The 17,086-nt window shown below is 71.4% G+C and carries 19 protein-coding genes; 9 read left to right on the forward strand and 10 right to left on the reverse strand.

Annotated elements, in window-relative coordinates; genetic code table 11:
- Nucleotides 1–34: 34 nt before the first annotated feature.
- Genes ACNYS0_RS36800 through ACNYS0_RS36810 form a run of 3 tightly spaced genes read right to left on the reverse strand, consistent with a single transcriptional unit; the run spans nucleotide 35 to nucleotide 3,578 of the window.
- Complete coding sequence (locus tag ACNYS0_RS36800) at nucleotides 35–892, reverse strand: sulfite exporter TauE/SafE family protein (protein ID WP_422480159.1); 858 nt, start codon at nucleotides 890–892, stop codon at nucleotides 35–37.
- Complete coding sequence (locus ACNYS0_RS36805; RefSeq protein WP_422480161.1) at nucleotides 889–2,331, reverse strand: MBL fold metallo-hydrolase; 1,443 nt, start codon at nucleotides 2,329–2,331, stop codon at nucleotides 889–891. Before ACNYS0_RS36805 ends, ACNYS0_RS36800 begins: the two co-directional genes overlap by 4 nt.
- Nucleotides 2,332–2,375: 44 nt before the next feature.
- Complete coding sequence (locus ACNYS0_RS36810) at nucleotides 2,376–3,578, reverse strand: NAD(P)/FAD-dependent oxidoreductase (protein ID WP_422480163.1); 1,203 nt, start codon at nucleotides 3,576–3,578, stop codon at nucleotides 2,376–2,378.
- Between the two features lie 227 nt (nucleotides 3,579–3,805).
- Here ACNYS0_RS36810 and ACNYS0_RS36815 point away from each other — a divergent pair, with 227 nt between their 5' ends.
- Nucleotides 3,806–4,192: a VOC family protein gene (locus tag ACNYS0_RS36815; protein ID WP_422480165.1), complete on the forward strand. Its 387-nt coding sequence runs from the start codon at nucleotides 3,806–3,808 to the stop codon at nucleotides 4,190–4,192.
- Between the two features lie 136 nt (nucleotides 4,193–4,328).
- Entirely contained in the window at nucleotides 4,329–5,708 is a 1,380-nt protein-coding gene (locus ACNYS0_RS36820; protein ID WP_422480167.1) for a C1 family peptidase, read from the forward strand.
- A gap of 8 nt (nucleotides 5,709–5,716) precedes the next feature.
- On the opposite strand, the gene ACNYS0_RS36825 is transcribed toward ACNYS0_RS36820, so the two are convergent.
- From ACNYS0_RS36825 to ACNYS0_RS36855, 7 genes are all read right to left on the reverse strand, one after another.
- Nucleotides 5,717–6,379 (reverse strand): hypothetical protein, encoded by a 663-nt coding sequence (locus ACNYS0_RS36825; RefSeq protein WP_422480169.1) that lies wholly within the window; start codon nucleotides 6,377–6,379, stop codon nucleotides 5,717–5,719.
- Nucleotides 6,376–6,660, reverse strand: a complete 285-nt coding sequence (gene catC, locus ACNYS0_RS36830) for a muconolactone Delta-isomerase (protein ID WP_422480171.1) — start codon at nucleotides 6,658–6,660, stop codon at nucleotides 6,376–6,378. Before catC ends, ACNYS0_RS36825 begins: the two co-directional genes overlap by 4 nt.
- Nucleotides 6,661–6,689: 29 nt before the next feature.
- Nucleotides 6,690–7,538: a catechol 1,2-dioxygenase gene (catA, locus tag ACNYS0_RS36835; protein WP_422480173.1), complete on the reverse strand. Its 849-nt coding sequence runs from the start codon at nucleotides 7,536–7,538 to the stop codon at nucleotides 6,690–6,692.
- Between the two features lie 43 nt (nucleotides 7,539–7,581).
- Entirely contained in the window at nucleotides 7,582–8,685 is a 1,104-nt protein-coding gene (locus ACNYS0_RS36840; protein ID WP_422480175.1) for a mandelate racemase/muconate lactonizing enzyme family protein, read from the reverse strand.
- A gap of 169 nt (nucleotides 8,686–8,854) precedes the next feature.
- Entirely contained in the window at nucleotides 8,855–9,808 is a 954-nt protein-coding gene (locus ACNYS0_RS36845) for a PDR/VanB family oxidoreductase (protein WP_422480177.1), read from the reverse strand.
- Entirely contained in the window at nucleotides 9,805–10,323 is a 519-nt protein-coding gene (locus tag ACNYS0_RS36850) for an aromatic-ring-hydroxylating dioxygenase subunit beta (protein WP_422480179.1), read from the reverse strand. The genes ACNYS0_RS36845 and ACNYS0_RS36850 overlap by 4 nt, the downstream gene beginning before the upstream one ends.
- Nucleotides 10,316–11,614, reverse strand: coding sequence for an aromatic ring-hydroxylating oxygenase subunit alpha (locus ACNYS0_RS36855; RefSeq protein ID WP_422480181.1), 1,299 nt, complete (start codon nucleotides 11,612–11,614; stop codon nucleotides 10,316–10,318). Before ACNYS0_RS36855 ends, ACNYS0_RS36850 begins: the two co-directional genes overlap by 8 nt.
- A gap of 151 nt (nucleotides 11,615–11,765) precedes the next feature.
- Between ACNYS0_RS36855 and ACNYS0_RS36860 the strand changes: the two genes are divergently transcribed.
- Genes ACNYS0_RS36860 through ACNYS0_RS36890 form a run of 7 tightly spaced genes read left to right on the forward strand, consistent with a single transcriptional unit; the run spans nucleotide 11,766 to nucleotide 16,974 of the window.
- Nucleotides 11,766–12,305, forward strand: a complete 540-nt coding sequence (locus ACNYS0_RS36860; protein ID WP_422480183.1) for a flavin reductase — start codon at nucleotides 11,766–11,768, stop codon at nucleotides 12,303–12,305.
- Nucleotides 12,302–12,595, forward strand: a complete 294-nt coding sequence (locus ACNYS0_RS36865) for a hypothetical protein (RefSeq protein WP_422480185.1) — start codon at nucleotides 12,302–12,304, stop codon at nucleotides 12,593–12,595. The genes ACNYS0_RS36860 and ACNYS0_RS36865 overlap by 4 nt, the downstream gene beginning before the upstream one ends.
- Nucleotides 12,592–13,857: an amidase gene (locus tag ACNYS0_RS36870; protein ID WP_422480187.1), complete on the forward strand. Its 1,266-nt coding sequence runs from the start codon at nucleotides 12,592–12,594 to the stop codon at nucleotides 13,855–13,857. Before ACNYS0_RS36865 ends, ACNYS0_RS36870 begins: the two co-directional genes overlap by 4 nt.
- The gene (locus ACNYS0_RS36875; RefSeq protein ID WP_422480189.1) at nucleotides 13,854–14,450 is read left to right on the forward strand and encodes a nuclear transport factor 2 family protein; all 597 of its coding nucleotides are present in this window, start codon (nucleotides 13,854–13,856) and stop codon (nucleotides 14,448–14,450) included. The genes ACNYS0_RS36870 and ACNYS0_RS36875 overlap by 4 nt, the downstream gene beginning before the upstream one ends.
- The gene (locus ACNYS0_RS36880) at nucleotides 14,447–14,818 is read left to right on the forward strand and encodes a hypothetical protein (protein WP_422480191.1); all 372 of its coding nucleotides are present in this window, start codon (nucleotides 14,447–14,449) and stop codon (nucleotides 14,816–14,818) included. The genes ACNYS0_RS36875 and ACNYS0_RS36880 overlap by 4 nt, the downstream gene beginning before the upstream one ends.
- A 15-nt stretch (nucleotides 14,819–14,833) precedes the next feature.
- Nucleotides 14,834–15,466, forward strand: coding sequence for a response regulator transcription factor (locus ACNYS0_RS36885; RefSeq protein ID WP_422480193.1), 633 nt, complete (start codon nucleotides 14,834–14,836; stop codon nucleotides 15,464–15,466).
- A 5-nt stretch (nucleotides 15,467–15,471) separates the two neighbouring features.
- Complete coding sequence (locus ACNYS0_RS36890) at nucleotides 15,472–16,974, forward strand: PAS domain-containing sensor histidine kinase (protein ID WP_422480195.1); 1,503 nt, start codon at nucleotides 15,472–15,474, stop codon at nucleotides 16,972–16,974.
- Nucleotides 16,975–17,086: the final 112 nt, after the last annotated feature.

Raw genomic sequence — 17,086 nt, forward strand, 5'->3', positions numbered from 1 at the left:
GATTTACGGAGGCGGTGCAAACGGCGGGACCTGCTCACATGAACGCGTCCACCAGCATGAACGCCGCCGTCGCGAGCAGCAGGACCGCGAACGTGCGTTGCAGCGCCGGCCCCGACAGCCTGGCCGCCAGTCGCCTCGCGTCCCACGCCCCGAGGATCGCGGCGCCGACGAAGGGGCCGAGCACCGCCGGGTCGATGGAGATGCCCTCGGTGGTCAGGCGCGTGGTGAGGGACATCAGCGAGTTGAGGAGGGTGACGACGAGGCTGGTGCCGACGGCCACCCGCATCGGCAGCCGCAGTACGGACACCAGGGTGGGTACGGCGAGGAACCCGCCGCCCACCCCGAGGAGGCCGGTCACCGTGCCGAGTCCGGCCCCGGCGCCGGCAGTGCGGAGTGGGCTGCCGTGGCGGGCTTCGGTGATCGTCTGTTCTGCCTCGTGTACGTGTACGTGTACGTGTACGTGTACGTGGCCGGGGGCGGGCCCCGTTGCGGCCCGCGTGGGTGGGCGGGCAGGGGCCGTGTCCCCCCGGGTGCGGGTGCCGCGCAGCATCACCGCGGCGGCCACTGCGGCCAGTACGGCGAACGCCCCGGTCAGCAGGTTCTGCGGGAGGCGGTGCGCGAGCATCGACGCCCCGATGGTGGGCACCGCGCCGACCGCGGCGAACAGGGCGCCGGTCCGCCAGCGGACGGTTCCGGTGCCGGCGTGCCGGGCGAGGGCGGTGGCCGAGGTGACGGTGACGATGAGCAGGCTGGTGGTGCCCGCGTCGGCCGGGTCGACGTCCAGGAGATAGACGAGTGCCGGGACCGCGAGGACGCCACCGCCGCCGCCGAGTCCGCCGAGGGCCAGGCCGACGACGGCGCCGCAGAGCACGGCGAGGATCAGGATGCTCACGCGTGGACGCCGCCCCCGCGCGACGGGTGCTCCACCGGGCCGCGCCATGCGGCGAAGCCGCCGCGCAGGTCGTCGGCGTCGAAGCCGCGGGCCCGCAGCACGGAGGCGGCCACGGAGGACCGGTTGCCGCTCGCGCACACCACGACGACCGGCTGAGTTTCCGTCAACTCGTCGAGTCGTTCGACAAGTTCGGGAAGTGGGACGGTGTGGGCGCCGGGGAGGGTGCCGGTGTCGTGGATCTCGCCGGGGCCGCGTACGTCGAGCACGGTGAAGGGCCGGGGGCTGTCGGCCAGACGGCCGGCGAGGGCCTGCGCCTCGACGCGCGGCGTCGAGACCGTGTCCTCGGCGGGGAGTGTGTCGGCGGACAGGGCGCCGATGACCCGGTCGTAGCCGATGCGGGCGAGGCGGTTGCGGGCCTCGCGCGCGGTGGCCGGGTCCCCGCACAGGACGAGGTCGGCGCCGGACGGGAGTATCTCGCCGCAGAGTTCGGCGAACCGGCCGCCGAGCGGGACGTTGACCGAGCCGGGCAGATGGGCGGCGGCGTAGGGGTCGGGGGCCCGGGTGTCGAGGACGGTCGCGCCGCCCGCGACGGCCTGCCGTACGGCGTCGGGGGTGAGTGGGGGCACGGGTGCGTCCTCGTCGAGCACCGGACGTGTCTCGCGGTTGCGCGCGGAGGTGAACGAGAAGTAGGCGGGTGCGGCGGACTGGCCCGATGTCACGGCCTCGACGAAGGCGTCCTCGGACATGTCGGCCAGGGCGTAGTTGGTGCGGCGCTGGGTGCCCATCGTGCAACTCAGCGCGGTCGAGAGGTTCTTGCCGCAGGCGGAGCCCGCCCCGTGTGCCGGGAGGACGCGGGTCTCGTCGGGCAGGGTGAGCAGGCGCTCGCGGGTGGAGCGGTACAGGGCGCGGGCCATCTCCTCGGCGGACCGGCCGCGTGCGCTGAGCAGGTCGGGGCGGCCGACGTCGCCGATGAAGAGGGTGTCGCCGGTGAGGACGCCGTAGGGGACGGGGTCGTCGGCGTGTTCGCGGACGAGGATGCAGACCGATTCCAGGGTGTGGCCCGGTGTGTGCAGGATCTGGAGGTCGACCTCCCCGAGGCGGAGGTGTTCTCCGTCGGCGAGGGGTTCGGTGTCGAAGGCGACGTCGGCGGCGGCGCCGTAGGAGATGCGGGCGCCGGTGCGCTCGGCCAGTTCCAGGTGTCCGGAGAGGAAGTCGGCGTGGACGTGGGTCTCGATGACGCGCTCGATGGTGAGGCCGTGGTGTGCGGCGGTGGCGAGGTATGCGTTGACGTCGCGCCGGGGGTCGACCACGACGGCGCGGCCCGTGGTGCGGTCGCCGATGAGGTACGAGGCGTGCGAGAGGCAGTCGAGGTAGAACTGCTCGAACATCAGCGGCCCGGTGCCTTCGTGGGCGAGGGGCTCCTGGGGTGTGGCGGGCATGACGGACTCCGGAGTGGTGAAGCTGCTTGGGGGAGGCGTGCGGGTCACGCGAGGCCGCGGAGCATGAGGTTCCAGTACAGGAACGGCAGGCCGTGCCGCTTGAGGTACCACATGTCGGTGCGCTCGCGGACCGTGTCGATCAGTGGGATCGAGGGGGTGGGCCGCCCGCTGTAGTCGAACTCGGCGAGCAGCATCTTGTTGCGGGCCGTGGTCAGCGGGCAAGAGGAGTAGCCGTTGTAGACGGCGAGCGGCTCCTGGCCGTGCATGGTCGCGAGCAGGTTCTCGACGACGACGGGTGCCTGCTGGCGCACGGCCGCGCCGGTCTTCGAGTTCGGCGATGAGCCGGCGTCGCCGAGGGCCCAGATGTTGGGGTACCGGACGTGCCGCATCGTGTGCTTGTCGATCTCGACGTAGCCGGCCGGGTCGGCGGCGTCCGCGAGCGGGCTCCGCTTGATCCAGTCCGGGGCGCTCTGCGGCGGTACGAGGTGGGCCATGTCGTACGGGAGCGTGGTCCTGTCACCCGTGCCGAGGTGGCTGACGACGACCTCGCGGGCCTCGGGGCGGACCTCGGTGACCTCGCTGCCGTAGTGGACGTGGATGCCGTACCGGCGGGCCACGTCCTCCAGGACCCGGGCGAACTCCGGGACACCGAAGATGGTGTCCGTCGGGAGCACCAGGTGGATGTCGATCCGGCCGAGGACGCCCTGCTGACGCCAGTGGTCGGCGGCGAGGTAGGCGATCTTCTGCGGGGCGCCGCCGCACTTGATGGGTCCGGACGGCATGCTGAACACGGCGCTGCCGGAGCGGGTGTCGCGGATGAACCGCCAGGTCACGGGTGCGGTGTGCGGCAGATAGTTGCTGGAGAGCCCGTCCTGCCCGAGCCCGCCCTCCAGTCCTGGCACGCCGCCCCAGTCCAGCTGGATGCCGGCGCACACCACGAGATGGTCGTAGCGCACGACACCGCCGTCGTCCAGGGTCACCTCCTGGGCCTCGGGGTCGACGGCGACCGCGGCCCGCCGGATCCACCGCACGCCCTTCGGCATGACGGATTCCTGCGGCCGCACGCTCTCCTTCAGCGGCGCCCGGCCGCCGCCGACCAGCGTCCACAGCGGCTGGTAGTGGTGCCGCTCGCTCGGGTCGAGGACCGCGACGTCGCGCTCACCGGCACGCCGCAGCCGCGCCGCGACCGAGATCCCGGCCGAGCCGCCACCCACGATCACCGTCCGGTGGTGCTGCTTGGTCACCAAGGGAAACCCTCCCGCCATAATGTACGTACATCTACGCTAGGTCGATTTCCTCGTGACGTACAAGTGGCTGCGGTGATTCTGGCGCAAGGTGTACGTACATTTACAGTCGCTGCGCTGCCGCCGACCGGCCGGAGCCGCGGCCGGTGCCCGAGTGCCCCTTGCCGTCGGGTCGCTGCTGGGCTAAGCAGGCCGGGAGCAGGTAGCCGACAGAAACGGGGACGGAACCCATGCGTGTCAAAGCTCTCGATCACTTGGTGCTGAACGTGGCCGACGTCGACAAGTCGCTGGAGTTCTACACCGGCCGGCTCGGGCTCGTGCCCGAGCGGGTCGAGGAGTGGCGGGCCGGGAAGGTGCCGTTTCCGTCCGTGCGGATCGACGGCAGCACCGTCATCGATCTGTTCGCCGCCGCCCGGGTCGAGTCCAACGTCGATCACTTCTGCCTCGTCGTCGACCCCCTCGACTGGCAGGAGGTCATCGACTCGGGGGAGTTCGAGGTTCTGGAGGGGCCGGTGCCGCGCTGGGGTGCGCGAGGGCAGGCGCAGTCCGTGTACGTCAAGGATCCGGACGGGAACACCGTCGAACTGCGGTGGTATCCGCAGGATGCCGAGAACTGAGTGTCGGGGCCAACGACCGCGGGGGCGGGTCCGTTGACTGGCTAGAACGGCCGTGCGACGGTGAGAGCGCGTTACCCCTTTTACCTGCCAGGCCCCGCGTGAGCACGGGCCGATTCAAGAACGGGAAGCGGAAACTGTGACGCTCGGACACCCGCACACCTCTCGGTCCACCGACGCTCCCGCCGACAGCGAACGCGGCCTGACCCCGGCTCAATTCGAGGCATATGAGAAGGAGTTCGCCGCCCGGCCGGCGAACCGGTTGATGCAGAACGCCGTGACGCAGACGACGGTGGACGACATCGCCCTCGACCGGCGGATCGTCACGGCGATCGACCACACCGTCTCGCACCACCTGGACGACTGGAAGGTCACCAACCAGAAGCGCAGCGGCCGCTGTTGGATGTTCGCCGGGCTCAATCTGCTGCGCGTGGGCGCCGCGCGCAAGCTCGGTGTAAAGGACTTCGAGTTCTCCCAGAACTATGTGCTGTGGTGGGACAAGTTCGAGCGCGCGAACCACTTCCTGGAGAGTGTCATCGACACCTCGGACCGGGATGTCGACGACCGCACCGTGGCGCACCTGCTCGGCGATCCGATCAGCGACGGCGGGCAGTGGAACATGTTCGTGGCGCTGGTCGCCAAGCACGGCCTCGTGCCCAAGTCGGCGATGCCGGAGACCGAGAGCTCCTCGGCGACCGGGCCGATGAACCGGGCCCTGATGAGTCTGCTCCGTCAAGGGGCCCGTGATCTGCGCCGCGCGGCGGCCGATGGCGCCGAGGCGCAGCGCGTCCGCAAGGCGGAGGTGCTCGGCGCCGTCCACCGCGTGCTCAGCATCCACCTCGGGACGCCGCCGCGGACATTCCTGTGGCAATGGCGGGACAGCGACCAGGAGTTCCACCGCGACGGCTGGATGACACCGACCGAGTTCGCCGACGCGTATGTGCAGATACCCCTCGACGAGTACGTGTGTCTCGTGCACGATCCGCGCGAGTCCAGCCCCGTCGGGCGCACCTTCACCGTCGAGCACCTGGGCAACATCGTCGAGGCCCCGCCCGTGGTCTACCTCAACGCGGACATCGACCTGCTCAAGCGGCTCACCATGGAGGCCGTGGTGGGCGGCGAGCCGGTCTGGTTCGGCTGCGACGTCGCCCAGCAGATGCGCCCCGACCTCGGCATCTGGGACGCCGGACTCTTCGACTACGAGGCCGTCTACGACGCGGCGTTCGAGCTCGACAAGGCGGACCGGCTCGTCCACCACGAGACCCAGATGACCCACGCGATGCTCTTCACCGGCGTCGACGTGGTGGACGGCGCGCCGCGTCGCTGGCGGGTCGAGAACAGCTGGGGCGACGAGAAGGCCGACAAGGGCTTCTGGACCATGAACGACTCGTGGTTCGGTGAGCATGTCTTCGAGGTCGCCGTGCGCCGCTCCGCGCTCCCGCCGGAGCTGTCCGCCGCCCTCGACGAGCCGCCGATCGTGCTGCCCGCCTGGGACCCGATGGGTGCGCTCGCCGAGTGAGCGCCCGGTCAGGGGAGCACCGGTGAGGCCGGATCCATCGGCACGGCCTCAAGGCCCGGGTGCGCGAGGAGCTGCTCCGCCGTCGCGGCGGAGCAGGCGATCCACGTCGCCGTGAGGTCGGTGTCCCCGTGCACGAACCAGGAGCGGTCGGCGGGCCACCACAGGTCGGGTACGAGGGCGTTGTCCAGGTCGGCGCCCTCCCCGATCTCACCCGCGACGGTCATGGCGAGGGCGGTCACTGAGCCGGCCGGGCCATGGAACACGGCGTACTCGCGGTGAGGGAGTGCGAGGCGGGGCGCGCCCGCGATGTCGACGGCCGGTCGCACCCGCCAGGACACCGTGCCCGTACCGCTCACGAGCAGGGCCGTGGCCGTGCCGTCGTCGAAGTAGCCACAGCCGTCCCATACTCCGAAGAAGCAGTCGTCCGGCGTGGCCGTGCTGCCTTCCAGGACCTCCGCAAGCGGCGCCGCGAGCGGGCCAGGCAGCGTCCCCTCACCGGGCCCGTCCCCGTCGCGGTCCGCCGGGTGCAGTACGCGCACGTACCGCTCGTACCCGGCGGGCAGCAGGGAGCCGACCATGCCGGCCGCGAAGTCCGGCAGGGCCTCGCGCACCCATGCCGTCGGGGTCAGGTCGTGGCGGAGCGCGAGCCCTGCGGGAAGCGAAGACGTCATTCGCGCAGTATGTCCGACGGGTGCCCGGCCAGCGGTGTCACCTCGAGCGACATGTACGGGAACAGCGGCAGACCCCACAGGATGTCGTGGAGCTCGTCGTTGTCGCGGACGTCGAAGACGCTGAGGTTGGAGTACTGGCCCACGCAGCGCCAGATGTGCCGCCAGACACCCTTGTGCTGGAGCTCCTGGGAGTACGCCTTCTCGCGGGCGATGGCGTCCGCGCGTACCTGGGGGTCGAGATCGGTGGGGATGCGGACGTCCATCGTGACGGCGAACAGCATGGGCGGGCTCCTCGGTCGGTGTCAGGGGGTCAGGCGGGGTCGAGGACGAAGTCGTAGGTGACCTCGTGTCCTGTGCCGCTCGCGGCCGCGGTCGGGTCGAGGACCAGTTCCGGCTTCACGGCCTGCGCGATGTCGTCCTCGATGTGGCTGCCGCCCTTGAAGTACAGCTGCGTGGTGATGAGTCGGTGGTCCGCGGCGGACACCTTGAGGTGCAGATGGGCGGGGCGCCACGCGTGCCAGCCCGCCGCGGCGATCAGGTTGCCGCAGGAGCCGTCGGTGGGGATCTGGTACGGCGCCGGCTCGATGGTGCGAATGGCGAAGCGGCCCTCGGAGTCGGCGACGACGGTGCCGCGCAGGTTCCACTCGGGGAGCTCGGGGGCGTACTGGGAGTAGTAGCCGTCGTCGTCGGCGTGCCACATCTCGACGCGCGCGCCGGGCAGGGGAGTTCCGTCGACGGAGGTGACCCGCCCCTGGAACAGCAGGGGCGTGCCCTGCTCGTCGGGGCGCATCGGAAGCGTGGCATCGGCGGGCAGTTCGGGCGCGCCCGGCACGTAGTACGGGCCCTCGATCGTGCCCTTGGAGCCCTCGCGGGACGCGTTCGCGACCTCCTCGACGACGTGCTCGATCCAGACGTCGAGGAACAGCGGCCACTCGCCGTCCTCGCCGACCCGGATCAGCCACGCCTTCAGCGCGTCGTACTCGGCGTACGTGACCTCATGGCGGCGGACGATGTCATGGACGGCGGCGATGAGTTCGGAGGCGAGGGTGTCGACGCGCTCCGTGCTGCCGGCGGCGCCGGAGCGGGACTTCTGGGCGAACGCGGCGGTGGCGGCGTTGCCGGACGCGGCGGCCGTGGCCTGCTCGGTGGACGTGGTCATGATGCGACTCCTTGCGAGTGCGGAAGGGGGGGCGGAGGGCGGTTCAGAGGTCCTGGCGGTAACGGGTCAGCTTCTCGGCGTCGAGTTCGATGCCGAGGCCCGCGCCCTCGCGGACGCGCAGCGTTCCCCCGCTGATGCGCAGCGGTTCGGCGAGCAGGTCGTCCGTCATGTCGAGGAAGTTGGAGAGTTCGCCCGCCCGGCGCGAGGTCGCCTCGTACGCGGCCCCGAAGGCGACCGAGCACAACGAGCCGAGCTGGCCGTCGATCTGATTGCCCATCACCACCTCCACGCCGAGCCCCTCGCTCTCGAACAGCACGCGCTGGGAGTGGCTGAAGCCGGTGCGGGCCGTCTTGATGCTGATGGCGGTGGCCGAGCCGCCGAGCAGTTCGCGCGTCACCTCGCCGGTGCGGGTGGCGCTCTCGTCGGCGACGAAGGGGACCGGGCAGCTCTCGACGAGCCGGCGGCGGCCGAGCACGTCGTCGGCCGGGCACAGCTCCTCGGCCAGCGTCAGGTCCAGGTCGTCCATGGCCCGCAGGGCGCGCGCCGCCTCCGATGGCGTCCAGCCGCGGTTGCCGTCGACGTACAGCTCGACGTCGTCGCCGAACGCCTCGCGCAGCGCCCGGCACACCTCGACGTCGAGGCGGAAGGGGCGGCGGCCGACCTTCACCTTGAACGTCGTGATGCCGTACGTGTCCCGCATCCGCCGGGCCTCGTCCACCATCTCCTGCGCAGGGGCGAAGCCCAGCATGTGCGAGACCCGCATGGACTCCCCGTGGCCGCCGAGCAGTTCGGACACGGGCAGGCCCGCCGCCTGGCCGACGAGGTCCCACAGCGCCATGTCGATCGCGGCCTTGGCGGTCGGATTGCCGACGGTGCGGTTCAGGCGGGCGTGCACGGCCTCGCGGCGCACGGGGGAGAGGCCGAGCAGCTGCGGCTCGAAGAGGTGCCCGATCACCGCGACGATGGAGGCCTGCGTCTCGCCGTACGTGAACGGGCGCGGCGGCGCCTCCGCCGTCCCGGTCAGACCGGCGTCGGTGTGCACACGGACGAGGACGTGCTCGGCGGTGCGCACCTCGCCGCTGGCGAACTTCAGGGGCTTTCGGTACGGGATGGCGAAGGGGATCGCCTCTATCGCGGTGATCTTCATCGTGCTCCTGGAGTGACGGGCTCGACGGGCGGCCGGGGTGCTCTCTCCTCGGCAGGTGCGGGCCGGCGCCGCGATGCCGATGGCGGCGTACGGCGGCAGCGACTGAGCGCGCTCGGCCTGCGGGACGTGGTTCCGGACGAGGCCATGCGTCTCCTTCAGTGCGGCTCGGTCAGTACAGCTCGATGACGAGCCGCTCCGAACCGGCCCGCGACACGCACAGCGCCATCTGCGTGCCGGCCGCCCTGTCCGCGGCGGACAGGCAGTTGTCGCGGTGCTCCGGGGTGCCTTCGAGGACGCCGGAGACACAGGAGCCGCAGACGCCCTCCTCGCAGGACTTGAAGACGTCGATGCCGCCCTCTTCCAGGACGGAGAGGATGGAGCGGTCGGCGGGGACCTCGAAGACCTCGCCGGTGTCCAGCTCGACGGTGAACGCCCGGTCGGCGCTCGTGTCCACCTCGGCGGCCTCGAAGTGCTCGATGTGCACATGTGCCGCGCCGACCACCGGCTCGAAGGCCTCGGTGACCTGCCGCATGAAGCCCTCGGGCCCGCACGTGTACACATGGGACGCGCCCGTGAGCCCCGCGGCGGTGGCGGCGAGCAGCGCGGGACGCTCGGACCTGACCGTGCCGAAGTGCAGCCGCACCCGGTCGGGGAACTCGACGCGCCGCTCCAACAGGTGGACGAACGCGGCCTGTTCGCGGCTGGTGGCGAAGTAGTGCAGCTCGAAGTCGGCGTTCGTACGGTGCAGTTCGTACGCCATGCTCAGCAGCGGGGTGATGCCGATGCCGCCCGCCACCAGAACGTGCCGGTCGGCGTCCTCGGCGAGGCGCAGCAGATTGCGCGGGCCGTCGATCTCCAGACGGGCGCCCTCGGTCACCTCGTGCAGGGCCAGCGAGCCGCCGCGCGAGGACGGTTCCCGCTTCACCGCGATGAGCAGCGAGGACGCATCGGACGGCGGGCCGCACAGGGAGTACTGGCGCAGCACGCCGGTGGGGCCCTTCACGTCGATGTGCGCGCCCGCCGGGTACGCGGGAAACGCCGCCCCGTCCGCCCGCACGAGCCGCAGCGCGCGGATGTCGGGCGTCTCCTCGGTCACCTCTCGGACCCGGACCTCCACGCTCACAGTAGGAACCCGGCCGCCGGTACGGCGTCCTCGCTGTCCACGAGGCGGACGACCTTCAGGGCGATCCGGTCCCCTTCGGCGGAGAGCCGGACCCGGTGCGTGACCTCGCCGGCCCACAGGTCGTGCCGGCCTCGCTTGTACGCGACGAGCACCTGCGCCGAACGCAGCGTCACCTCGGTGTCGTTGACCTCCTCGGGCACGAACCGGGACACCGTGCGTACGGTGCGTGCGGCGTCGACCGCGGCGATGGCGTAGCCCTCGGTCATCCGGGTCACGCGCATCTGCCGCATGCGGGCGTCGTCGTAGACCATGTTCAGGGAGCCGGCGAAGTCGTCGGTGGCCGGGTCGATCGGGATCACGTAGTGCGCGTCGTCGGTGTAGAGCCGCTGCCACTCCTCGTACCGGCCGCGGTCGAGGAGGTCGGCCTCGTGCCAGACCAGGGAGATCGCGCGCATTACGCGGGGATCGGCGAGGCCCAGAAGTCCCTCGGCGGGCGTCGTCAGGGTGTCAGTCATCGCGCATCATCTCCTTCCACTGCGCGTACGCGGCGCGCATACCGGTCTCGTCCGTGACGTGCGCGGTGGGCCAGCCCTCGGGGCTCGGTGTCTCGCGGGCCAGGCCCCGGTTGACGAGGATCGGCATGTCGGGCGCGGCCTGGACGCCGCGCTGCACGCGGTCCCAGCCCTCGGCGTCGTCGGGGGTGCCGAAGCCGAACGGGCCCTGGAAGTGCTCGTGGATGCGCAGCCGTTCCCGGTTGACCGGGTCGACGACCTCCGGCGGCCCGTCGGGGCCGAGGGCCACGTGCTCGATGAGGGTCTCGTTCGCCGACAGCGGGCGCAGCACCCGCAGGAACGAGTTGGACATCGACACGTTCGGGAACAGGTTGAGGTTGAACCCGGTGCCGTGCACGGCCCGGACCAGCTTGCGGACCGCCGCGTCGTCCAGGCCCGCCGACCTCAACTCCCCGACCAGGCCGTCGAATCGGGGCTGGAGCGGCTCCGTGCCGTCGTCGGCGTCGAGGTCCGCGTGCCCGGGCACCATCTGCATGACACTGTGCCCGTGACCGAGGTCGTGGGTGACCGCGGAGGGGTCGGTCATGAACGACATCATGTCCGCGGTCTCGGCGTCCACGGACGCCATCCACGAGCGGTGCACGATCGGGAAGTGGTAGCCGTCGGTGGTGTTCTCCAGCTGGATCTTCCAGTTGCCGCGGAAGCGGAACTGGTGGGTGCCCAGCACCTTCACCGGGTAGCCGCCGCCCTGCTTCATGAACCGGTCGATCCACAGCTTCACGTCACCGAGGAAGTCCTCCAGCGGCTCGACGTCCTCGGCGAACGTCGCGAAGATCATGCCGCCGTAGGACTCGGTGCGCAGCCTGCGAAGCCCCAACTCGCCCTTCTCGACGACACCTTCGTAGCCGTCGGGGTACGGGATGCCGCGCAGCTTGCCGTCCAGGCCGTAGGACCAGGCGTGATACGGACAGGTGAAGCCGTTGGCCCGGCCCGTCCGCTGCTCGCACAGGCTGGCGCCGCGGTGTCGGCAGCGGTTGAGCAGGGTGTTGACGTCGCCCTTGCGGTCCTTCGTCACGATGACCGGCTGCCGGCCCACGTACGTCGACTTGAAGCTGCCCGCCTTCGGCAGCTCGCTGTCGTGGGCGACCCACACCCAGGTCCGTTCGAAGATCGCGGTCATCTCCCGCTCGAAGAGCCGGGGATCGGTGTACATGCGCCCCGCCACGCGGTCCTCGCCCACCAGATCGTGCGGGGCGAGGTCGTGGACGGTGTCCGCACTGAACTCAAGCGTCATCGTGCCTCCGTCGTTCGATGCCCAAGACGCTAGGACGGCCGGAGGGGGCGGCCAATTGGGAATGGCCTCGCCCGGCATAGGGGAAATCCTGAGGCGTCCCGAAGGAACTCTCGATATCGCGGGCCGCCCGCCGCGCCCTACCGTGACAGCCATGACACCCGTGACACGCAGGGCAGCGGTGGACCGACTCACCCCGAACCAACTCTCGTTCCGTGACGCGATGGCGAACCTCTCCGCAGGCGTCAACATCGTCACCACGGACGGACCGCGCGGCCGCGCCGGCATCACGGTGAGCGCGGCCTGCTCCGTCACCGACGACCCGCCCACCATGCTCGTCTGCATCAACCAGTCCAGCCGCAGCCACGACCTGTTCACCGAGAACGGCCGCGTCTGCGTCAACGTCCTCGGCCCCGACCACGCCGACGTCGCCAAGGCCTTCGCGGGCGGCGTGCCCGCCGAGGAGCGCTTCGCGGCCCGCGGCGACGTATGGGACCACACGCTGGCCGGCGTCCCGGTGCTCAAGGGCTCGGCCGCCTCGGTCGTCGGCCGGGTCACCGGAACCGCCGAACGCGGCTCGCACACCGTGATGTTCATCGAGGCGGAGCGGGTGCTCGTCGGCGAGGACGGCTCGGGGGCGCTCGTCTACTTCCGCCGGCAGTTCCACGCGATCCCCACGTCGCTGACCGCATGACGGGCGCGCTGCGGGGCGTGGGCGCGGACGCCCGGCGCATGACGCTGACCTGCTACAACGACACCTTCGACTACGGGTGGCGGCACGTCGACCTGTTCACCCGCGACGCCGAGGGGCGCGAACTCGGCTGGGTGCACTGGACCGTGGACGCCGACGGGCCCGATGCGGCCGACGCCGTCACCGCCCGCGTCGAACCGACGCTGCGGCGCACCTCCCCGTGGCGCCATTCGGTCAGCGCGGCGGGCATGGACTACTGGGAGGCCGACGCGCAATGGGAGGACAACGCATGAGCCTGTGGCAGCCCTGGTCACTGCGGGAACTGGTCGACGACCTCGCGGCGGGACGCACCACGGCGGCGGCGGCGCGCGCCCGTGCGCAGGCCCGCATCGCGGAGACGGAGCCCGAGGTGCGGGCGTGGGTCGCACCGGTCCGCGAGCCCGCGCCAACCACCGGGCCGCTCAAGGGAGTTCCCTTCGGCGTCAAGGACATCATCGACGTGGCCGGGCACCCCACCCGCTGCGGTTCGCGGCTGCGCGCCGACAGCGCACCGGCCACCGCCGACGCGGCGATCGTCCGGGCCTGGCGGGACACCGGCGTCGATGTCATCGGCAAGACCGTCACCACCGAGTTCGCCTTCTTCGCGCCCGGACCCACCCGCAATCCCGCTGCACCGAAACATACCCCGGGCGGGTCGTCCAGCGGTTCGGCGGCGGCCGTCGCCGCCGGGCAGGTGCCGCTCGCGATCGGCTCGCAGACGGCTGGTTCCGTCACCCGGCCCGCCGCGTTCTGCGGCGTCGCGTCCCTGGTCATGACCCACGGGCGCTTTCCCGTCGACGGCGTGGTCGGCCTCAGCCCCAGCCTGGACAGCCACGGTTTCTACGCCGCCGGGGTCCGGGACCTCGCACTCGCCTGGCAGGCCCTCACCGGCGAGACACCGGGCCGGGCGGCGCCGCCGCGCGTCCTGCTGTGGGGCGCCGAGCCGTTCGCCGACGTGAGCGACGCGATGCGGGAGGCGGTGGAAACGGTCAGGGCACGGCTGACCGCGGCAGGCGCCGTGGTGGAGCCCTTCCCCGAGGAGAAGCTCGTCGCGGAGGTCACCGCCGCCCACCCGGTCGTGATGGCCTACGAAGCGGCCCGCGAACGCGCGGCGGAGCTGGACCTGTCCGCCCAACTGAGCGAGCCGCTGAGGAATTTGCTGCACACCGGCGCCGCGACCTCCGAGACCGATGACGCGGCGGCCCGCAGGACCGTCGAGCAGGCCCGCGCCCGCGTCGCCGCGCTGTTCGCCACGTACGACGTCGTCGTCGGACCGGCCGCCCTCGGCGCCGCACCGGAGGGCATCGACGCCACCGGCGACCCCGTCCTCAGCCGCGCCTGGCAGGCCCTCGGCCTCCCCGCGGTGACCGTGCCGGGCCTGCGCGACGCGCACGGGCTGCCGCTCGGCATCCAGGCCGTCGGCCCGGCCCGCGGCGAGTCCTCGCTCCTCGCCCACGGGGGCTGGATCGAGTCCGCGCTCACGACACGCGACACCACGGAAGGCGGCCCCCGATGACAAACACGCACACTGACCCGCACACCGACCCGCACACCGATCCACGCACCCTCGCCGCCCTCGTCGGGCGCATCGAGACCCTGGAGGCCGAGGCAGACATCCGGCGCCTCCAGGCCCGTTACATGTTCCTGTGCGACACCCCGTGCCCCGAGTTCGGTGTGCGCGACGACACGCACCGCATCGACCTCATCATGGAGCTGTACGCCGAGGACGCCGTGTGGGAAGGCGTCGGCGAGTACTACGACGGCCAGTTCGGCCGCGCCGAGGGGCACGCCGCGGTCCGCGCCCACTTCGAGGCGTTCTGGGGCGAGCGGCGCGACCCCCGACTCGTCCTCAACGCCCACTATGTGACGTCCGAGCAGATCCACGTCGACGGCGCCACCGCCACCGGCCAGTGGATCCACGTGCAGCCCTGGCTCTACGCCGACGGCACCGCGCTGCTGCGCTCCAGCCGCCTCAACAACGCCTTCCGGCGCGAGGGCGACGGCACGTGGCGGATCACCCGGACCCGGACCGAGAACGTGCTCGTCGCGCCGCTGCCCGGGAACTTCGCCGAGAGCTATCCCGCGGCCTCCGTACTGATGCGTCCGTGAGGAACCCCTTCCGTGAGCGCCCGGCGGCGGAAGTCGCGCGGCGTGCGGCCGTCCGCCACGGGGCGCCCCGCGCGGCGAGCCGGGCGCGGACGGTGCTCGCCCTGATGCTGCTGTACCTGCTCACCTCGGTGTCCGTGATCGTGTTCTTCCGCAGGACCCGGCTCGATGAAAGGATCTGGCACACCGTGCTCGCCCCGCTGCTCGCCATCGTCCTGCTGTGCGGCGCGACGGTACTGGCGCTGCGCGACTTCACCACCCTGGTCTCCGCGTCCGCCACCACGGCGCTGGTCCTGGAACTGACCGTGGTCGCCGTGCTCGCCGGGGGGAGTGCTGCTCGGCCGCCTGCGGCCCGAGGCCCGTACACATGACGAAAGCGAGGAATCATGACAGGTGAGCCGGCGGCCGACCTCGTCTACGTGCTCGACGACGACGAGCAGCTGTGCCTCTCCCTGGCCTGGCTGCTGGAGTCCGTGCACATCAAGACGGAGTGGTTCACCGACGCCGACGCCTTTCTCGAAGCCTTCGACCCGGACCGCCCGGCCTGCCTCGTCCTGGACGTACGCATGCCGGGCATCGGCGGATTCCACGTACAGGAACTGCTCAACGCCCAGGGCGCGGCGCTGCCCATCGTCTTCGTGTCCGCGCACGGCGACATCCCCATGTCGGTGCGCGCCCTCCAGGCGGGGGCCGTCGACTTCCTGGAGAAGCCCTACGATCCCCAGCGGCTGCTCGACATCTTGCAGAACGCCCTGCGGGTGGCGGGCGAACGCTACGCGTGCCGCGCCGAGCAGCGCTCCCTGCGCGAGCGGATCACCCACCTCAGCCCGCGCGAACGCGAGATCCTGCGCCAGGTCGTCGAGGGCGTGCCCAGCAAGGTGATCGCGCGGCAGCTCGGCATCAGCCTGAAGACGGTCGACGCCCACCGGGCGCGGATCCGCGAGAAGACCGACGCCGACACCCTCGGCGCGCTCATCGGCGACATGATGCGCTGCGGACTGCGCCCCGAGGAGGTGTGAGGCCGATGCCCGCCACCGCCGACCTCGCCTGCCCCGACCTGGCCCGTCTCTTCGAGGCCATCGACGGCTGCGTCCTGGTGCACGACGCCGGGACCAAGGACATCCTGTGGGCCAACCCCGCGGCGCGCACCGCGCTCGGCTTCACCCTCGACGAGCTCAAGCCGCTCAAGGCCCCCGACATGAGTTCCAACGCGGCGCAGTACGCGCGGCACATCGGCGTCGCCTGGCTGCAACGCGCCGCCGACCAGGGCCGCAGCCGCATCGAGTGGTGCTACCGGTCCAAGACGGGCACCGACATCCTCAGCGAGGCGCTCGCCGTGCGCGTGGAGCTGTCGGTGGGGCCCGTCGTCATGGTGCAGTTCCGCGACATCGCCGAGGAGAAGGCCACCCGCCGCGATCTGACCCGCACCGAGGCCCGGCTCCAGGCGTTCCTGCGCAACCTGGACGAGGGCATCGTGGTGCTCGACGACGCCGGCCGGATGGTCTTCGCCGGCGAATCGGCGGGCATCCTGCTCGACCGGGACCCCGACGACATGCTCGGCACGGACTTCACCGAGTTCCTCGCGGCGGACTCCACCGCCGTCCTGCGCGACGTACTGAAGGACACCTCACGGGGAGGCCGGCCCACCGACACCCGCTACCGTCTCTCGGTCCCCGACGGGGCGGGCGGCGGCCCCGACCGCTGGTTCGCGGCGCGCTGCCAGTACATCGACATCGAGAACGACCTGCGGGGCCTGCTCCTCCTCTTCCACGACATCACCGACACCGTGCACACCGAGGAGGAGCACCGGCGCGACGCCCAGTACCTCAACCACCTGGCCCGCTACAACGCCATGGGTGACATGGCGATGGCCATCGCCCACGAGGTCAGCCAGCCCATCGCCGCGGCCCACAACTTCGTCGCGGGCGCCCTCGGCCGCATCGACGACACCCCGGAACCCGCCCCGCTGCGCTGGGGCCTCGACCACGCCGCCCGCCAACTGGAGCGGGCCACCACGATCCTGTCGAGCCTGCGCGCCTACGTGGTGCGCCTGGAGGACGCGAAACGGGCCGTCGACCTGGGAGATGTCGTGGCCGACTGCGCGTACTTCGTCGACGTACGGGCGCGGGCGCACCAGGTCGCCGTGCGCTGGGAACGCACGGCCGAGGGCCTCCCCGTCAGCTGCGAGAAGGTGCTCATCGGGCAGGTCGTCATGAACCTCGCCTTTAACGCCCTGGAGGAGATGGCCCGTTGGCCCGACGAGCCCGGCGAGGTCACCGTCGCCACCCGCCGGGAGGCCGACCGTGCGGTCGTCGAGGTGCGGGACACCGGCGGCGGCCTCCCGGCGTCCTCGGACGGGCGGATCTTCGACGGGGTGTTCACCTCGAAGGGCAACGGGCACGGCATCGGACTCGCCCTGAGCCACCGCATCATCACCCGCCACGGCGGCGAGATCGAGGCGTTCCCCAACTCCCCGCGCGGCACCGTCTTCCGGTTCGGACTGCCGCTGCGGGACCCGGCCGCGTAAACGATCAGGGAAATCCCCTACGCGGCGCCACCCATTCCCAATTGTTGGCGCACGGTCGCCCGCCTAGCGTTATGGGTGCATCGAGTTCGAGCGATCAACTCGCAGCCCAGGC

This window comes from Streptomyces anthophorae, from assembly GCF_049310305.1.
Lineage (GTDB): Bacteria > Actinomycetota > Actinomycetes > Streptomycetales > Streptomycetaceae > Streptomyces.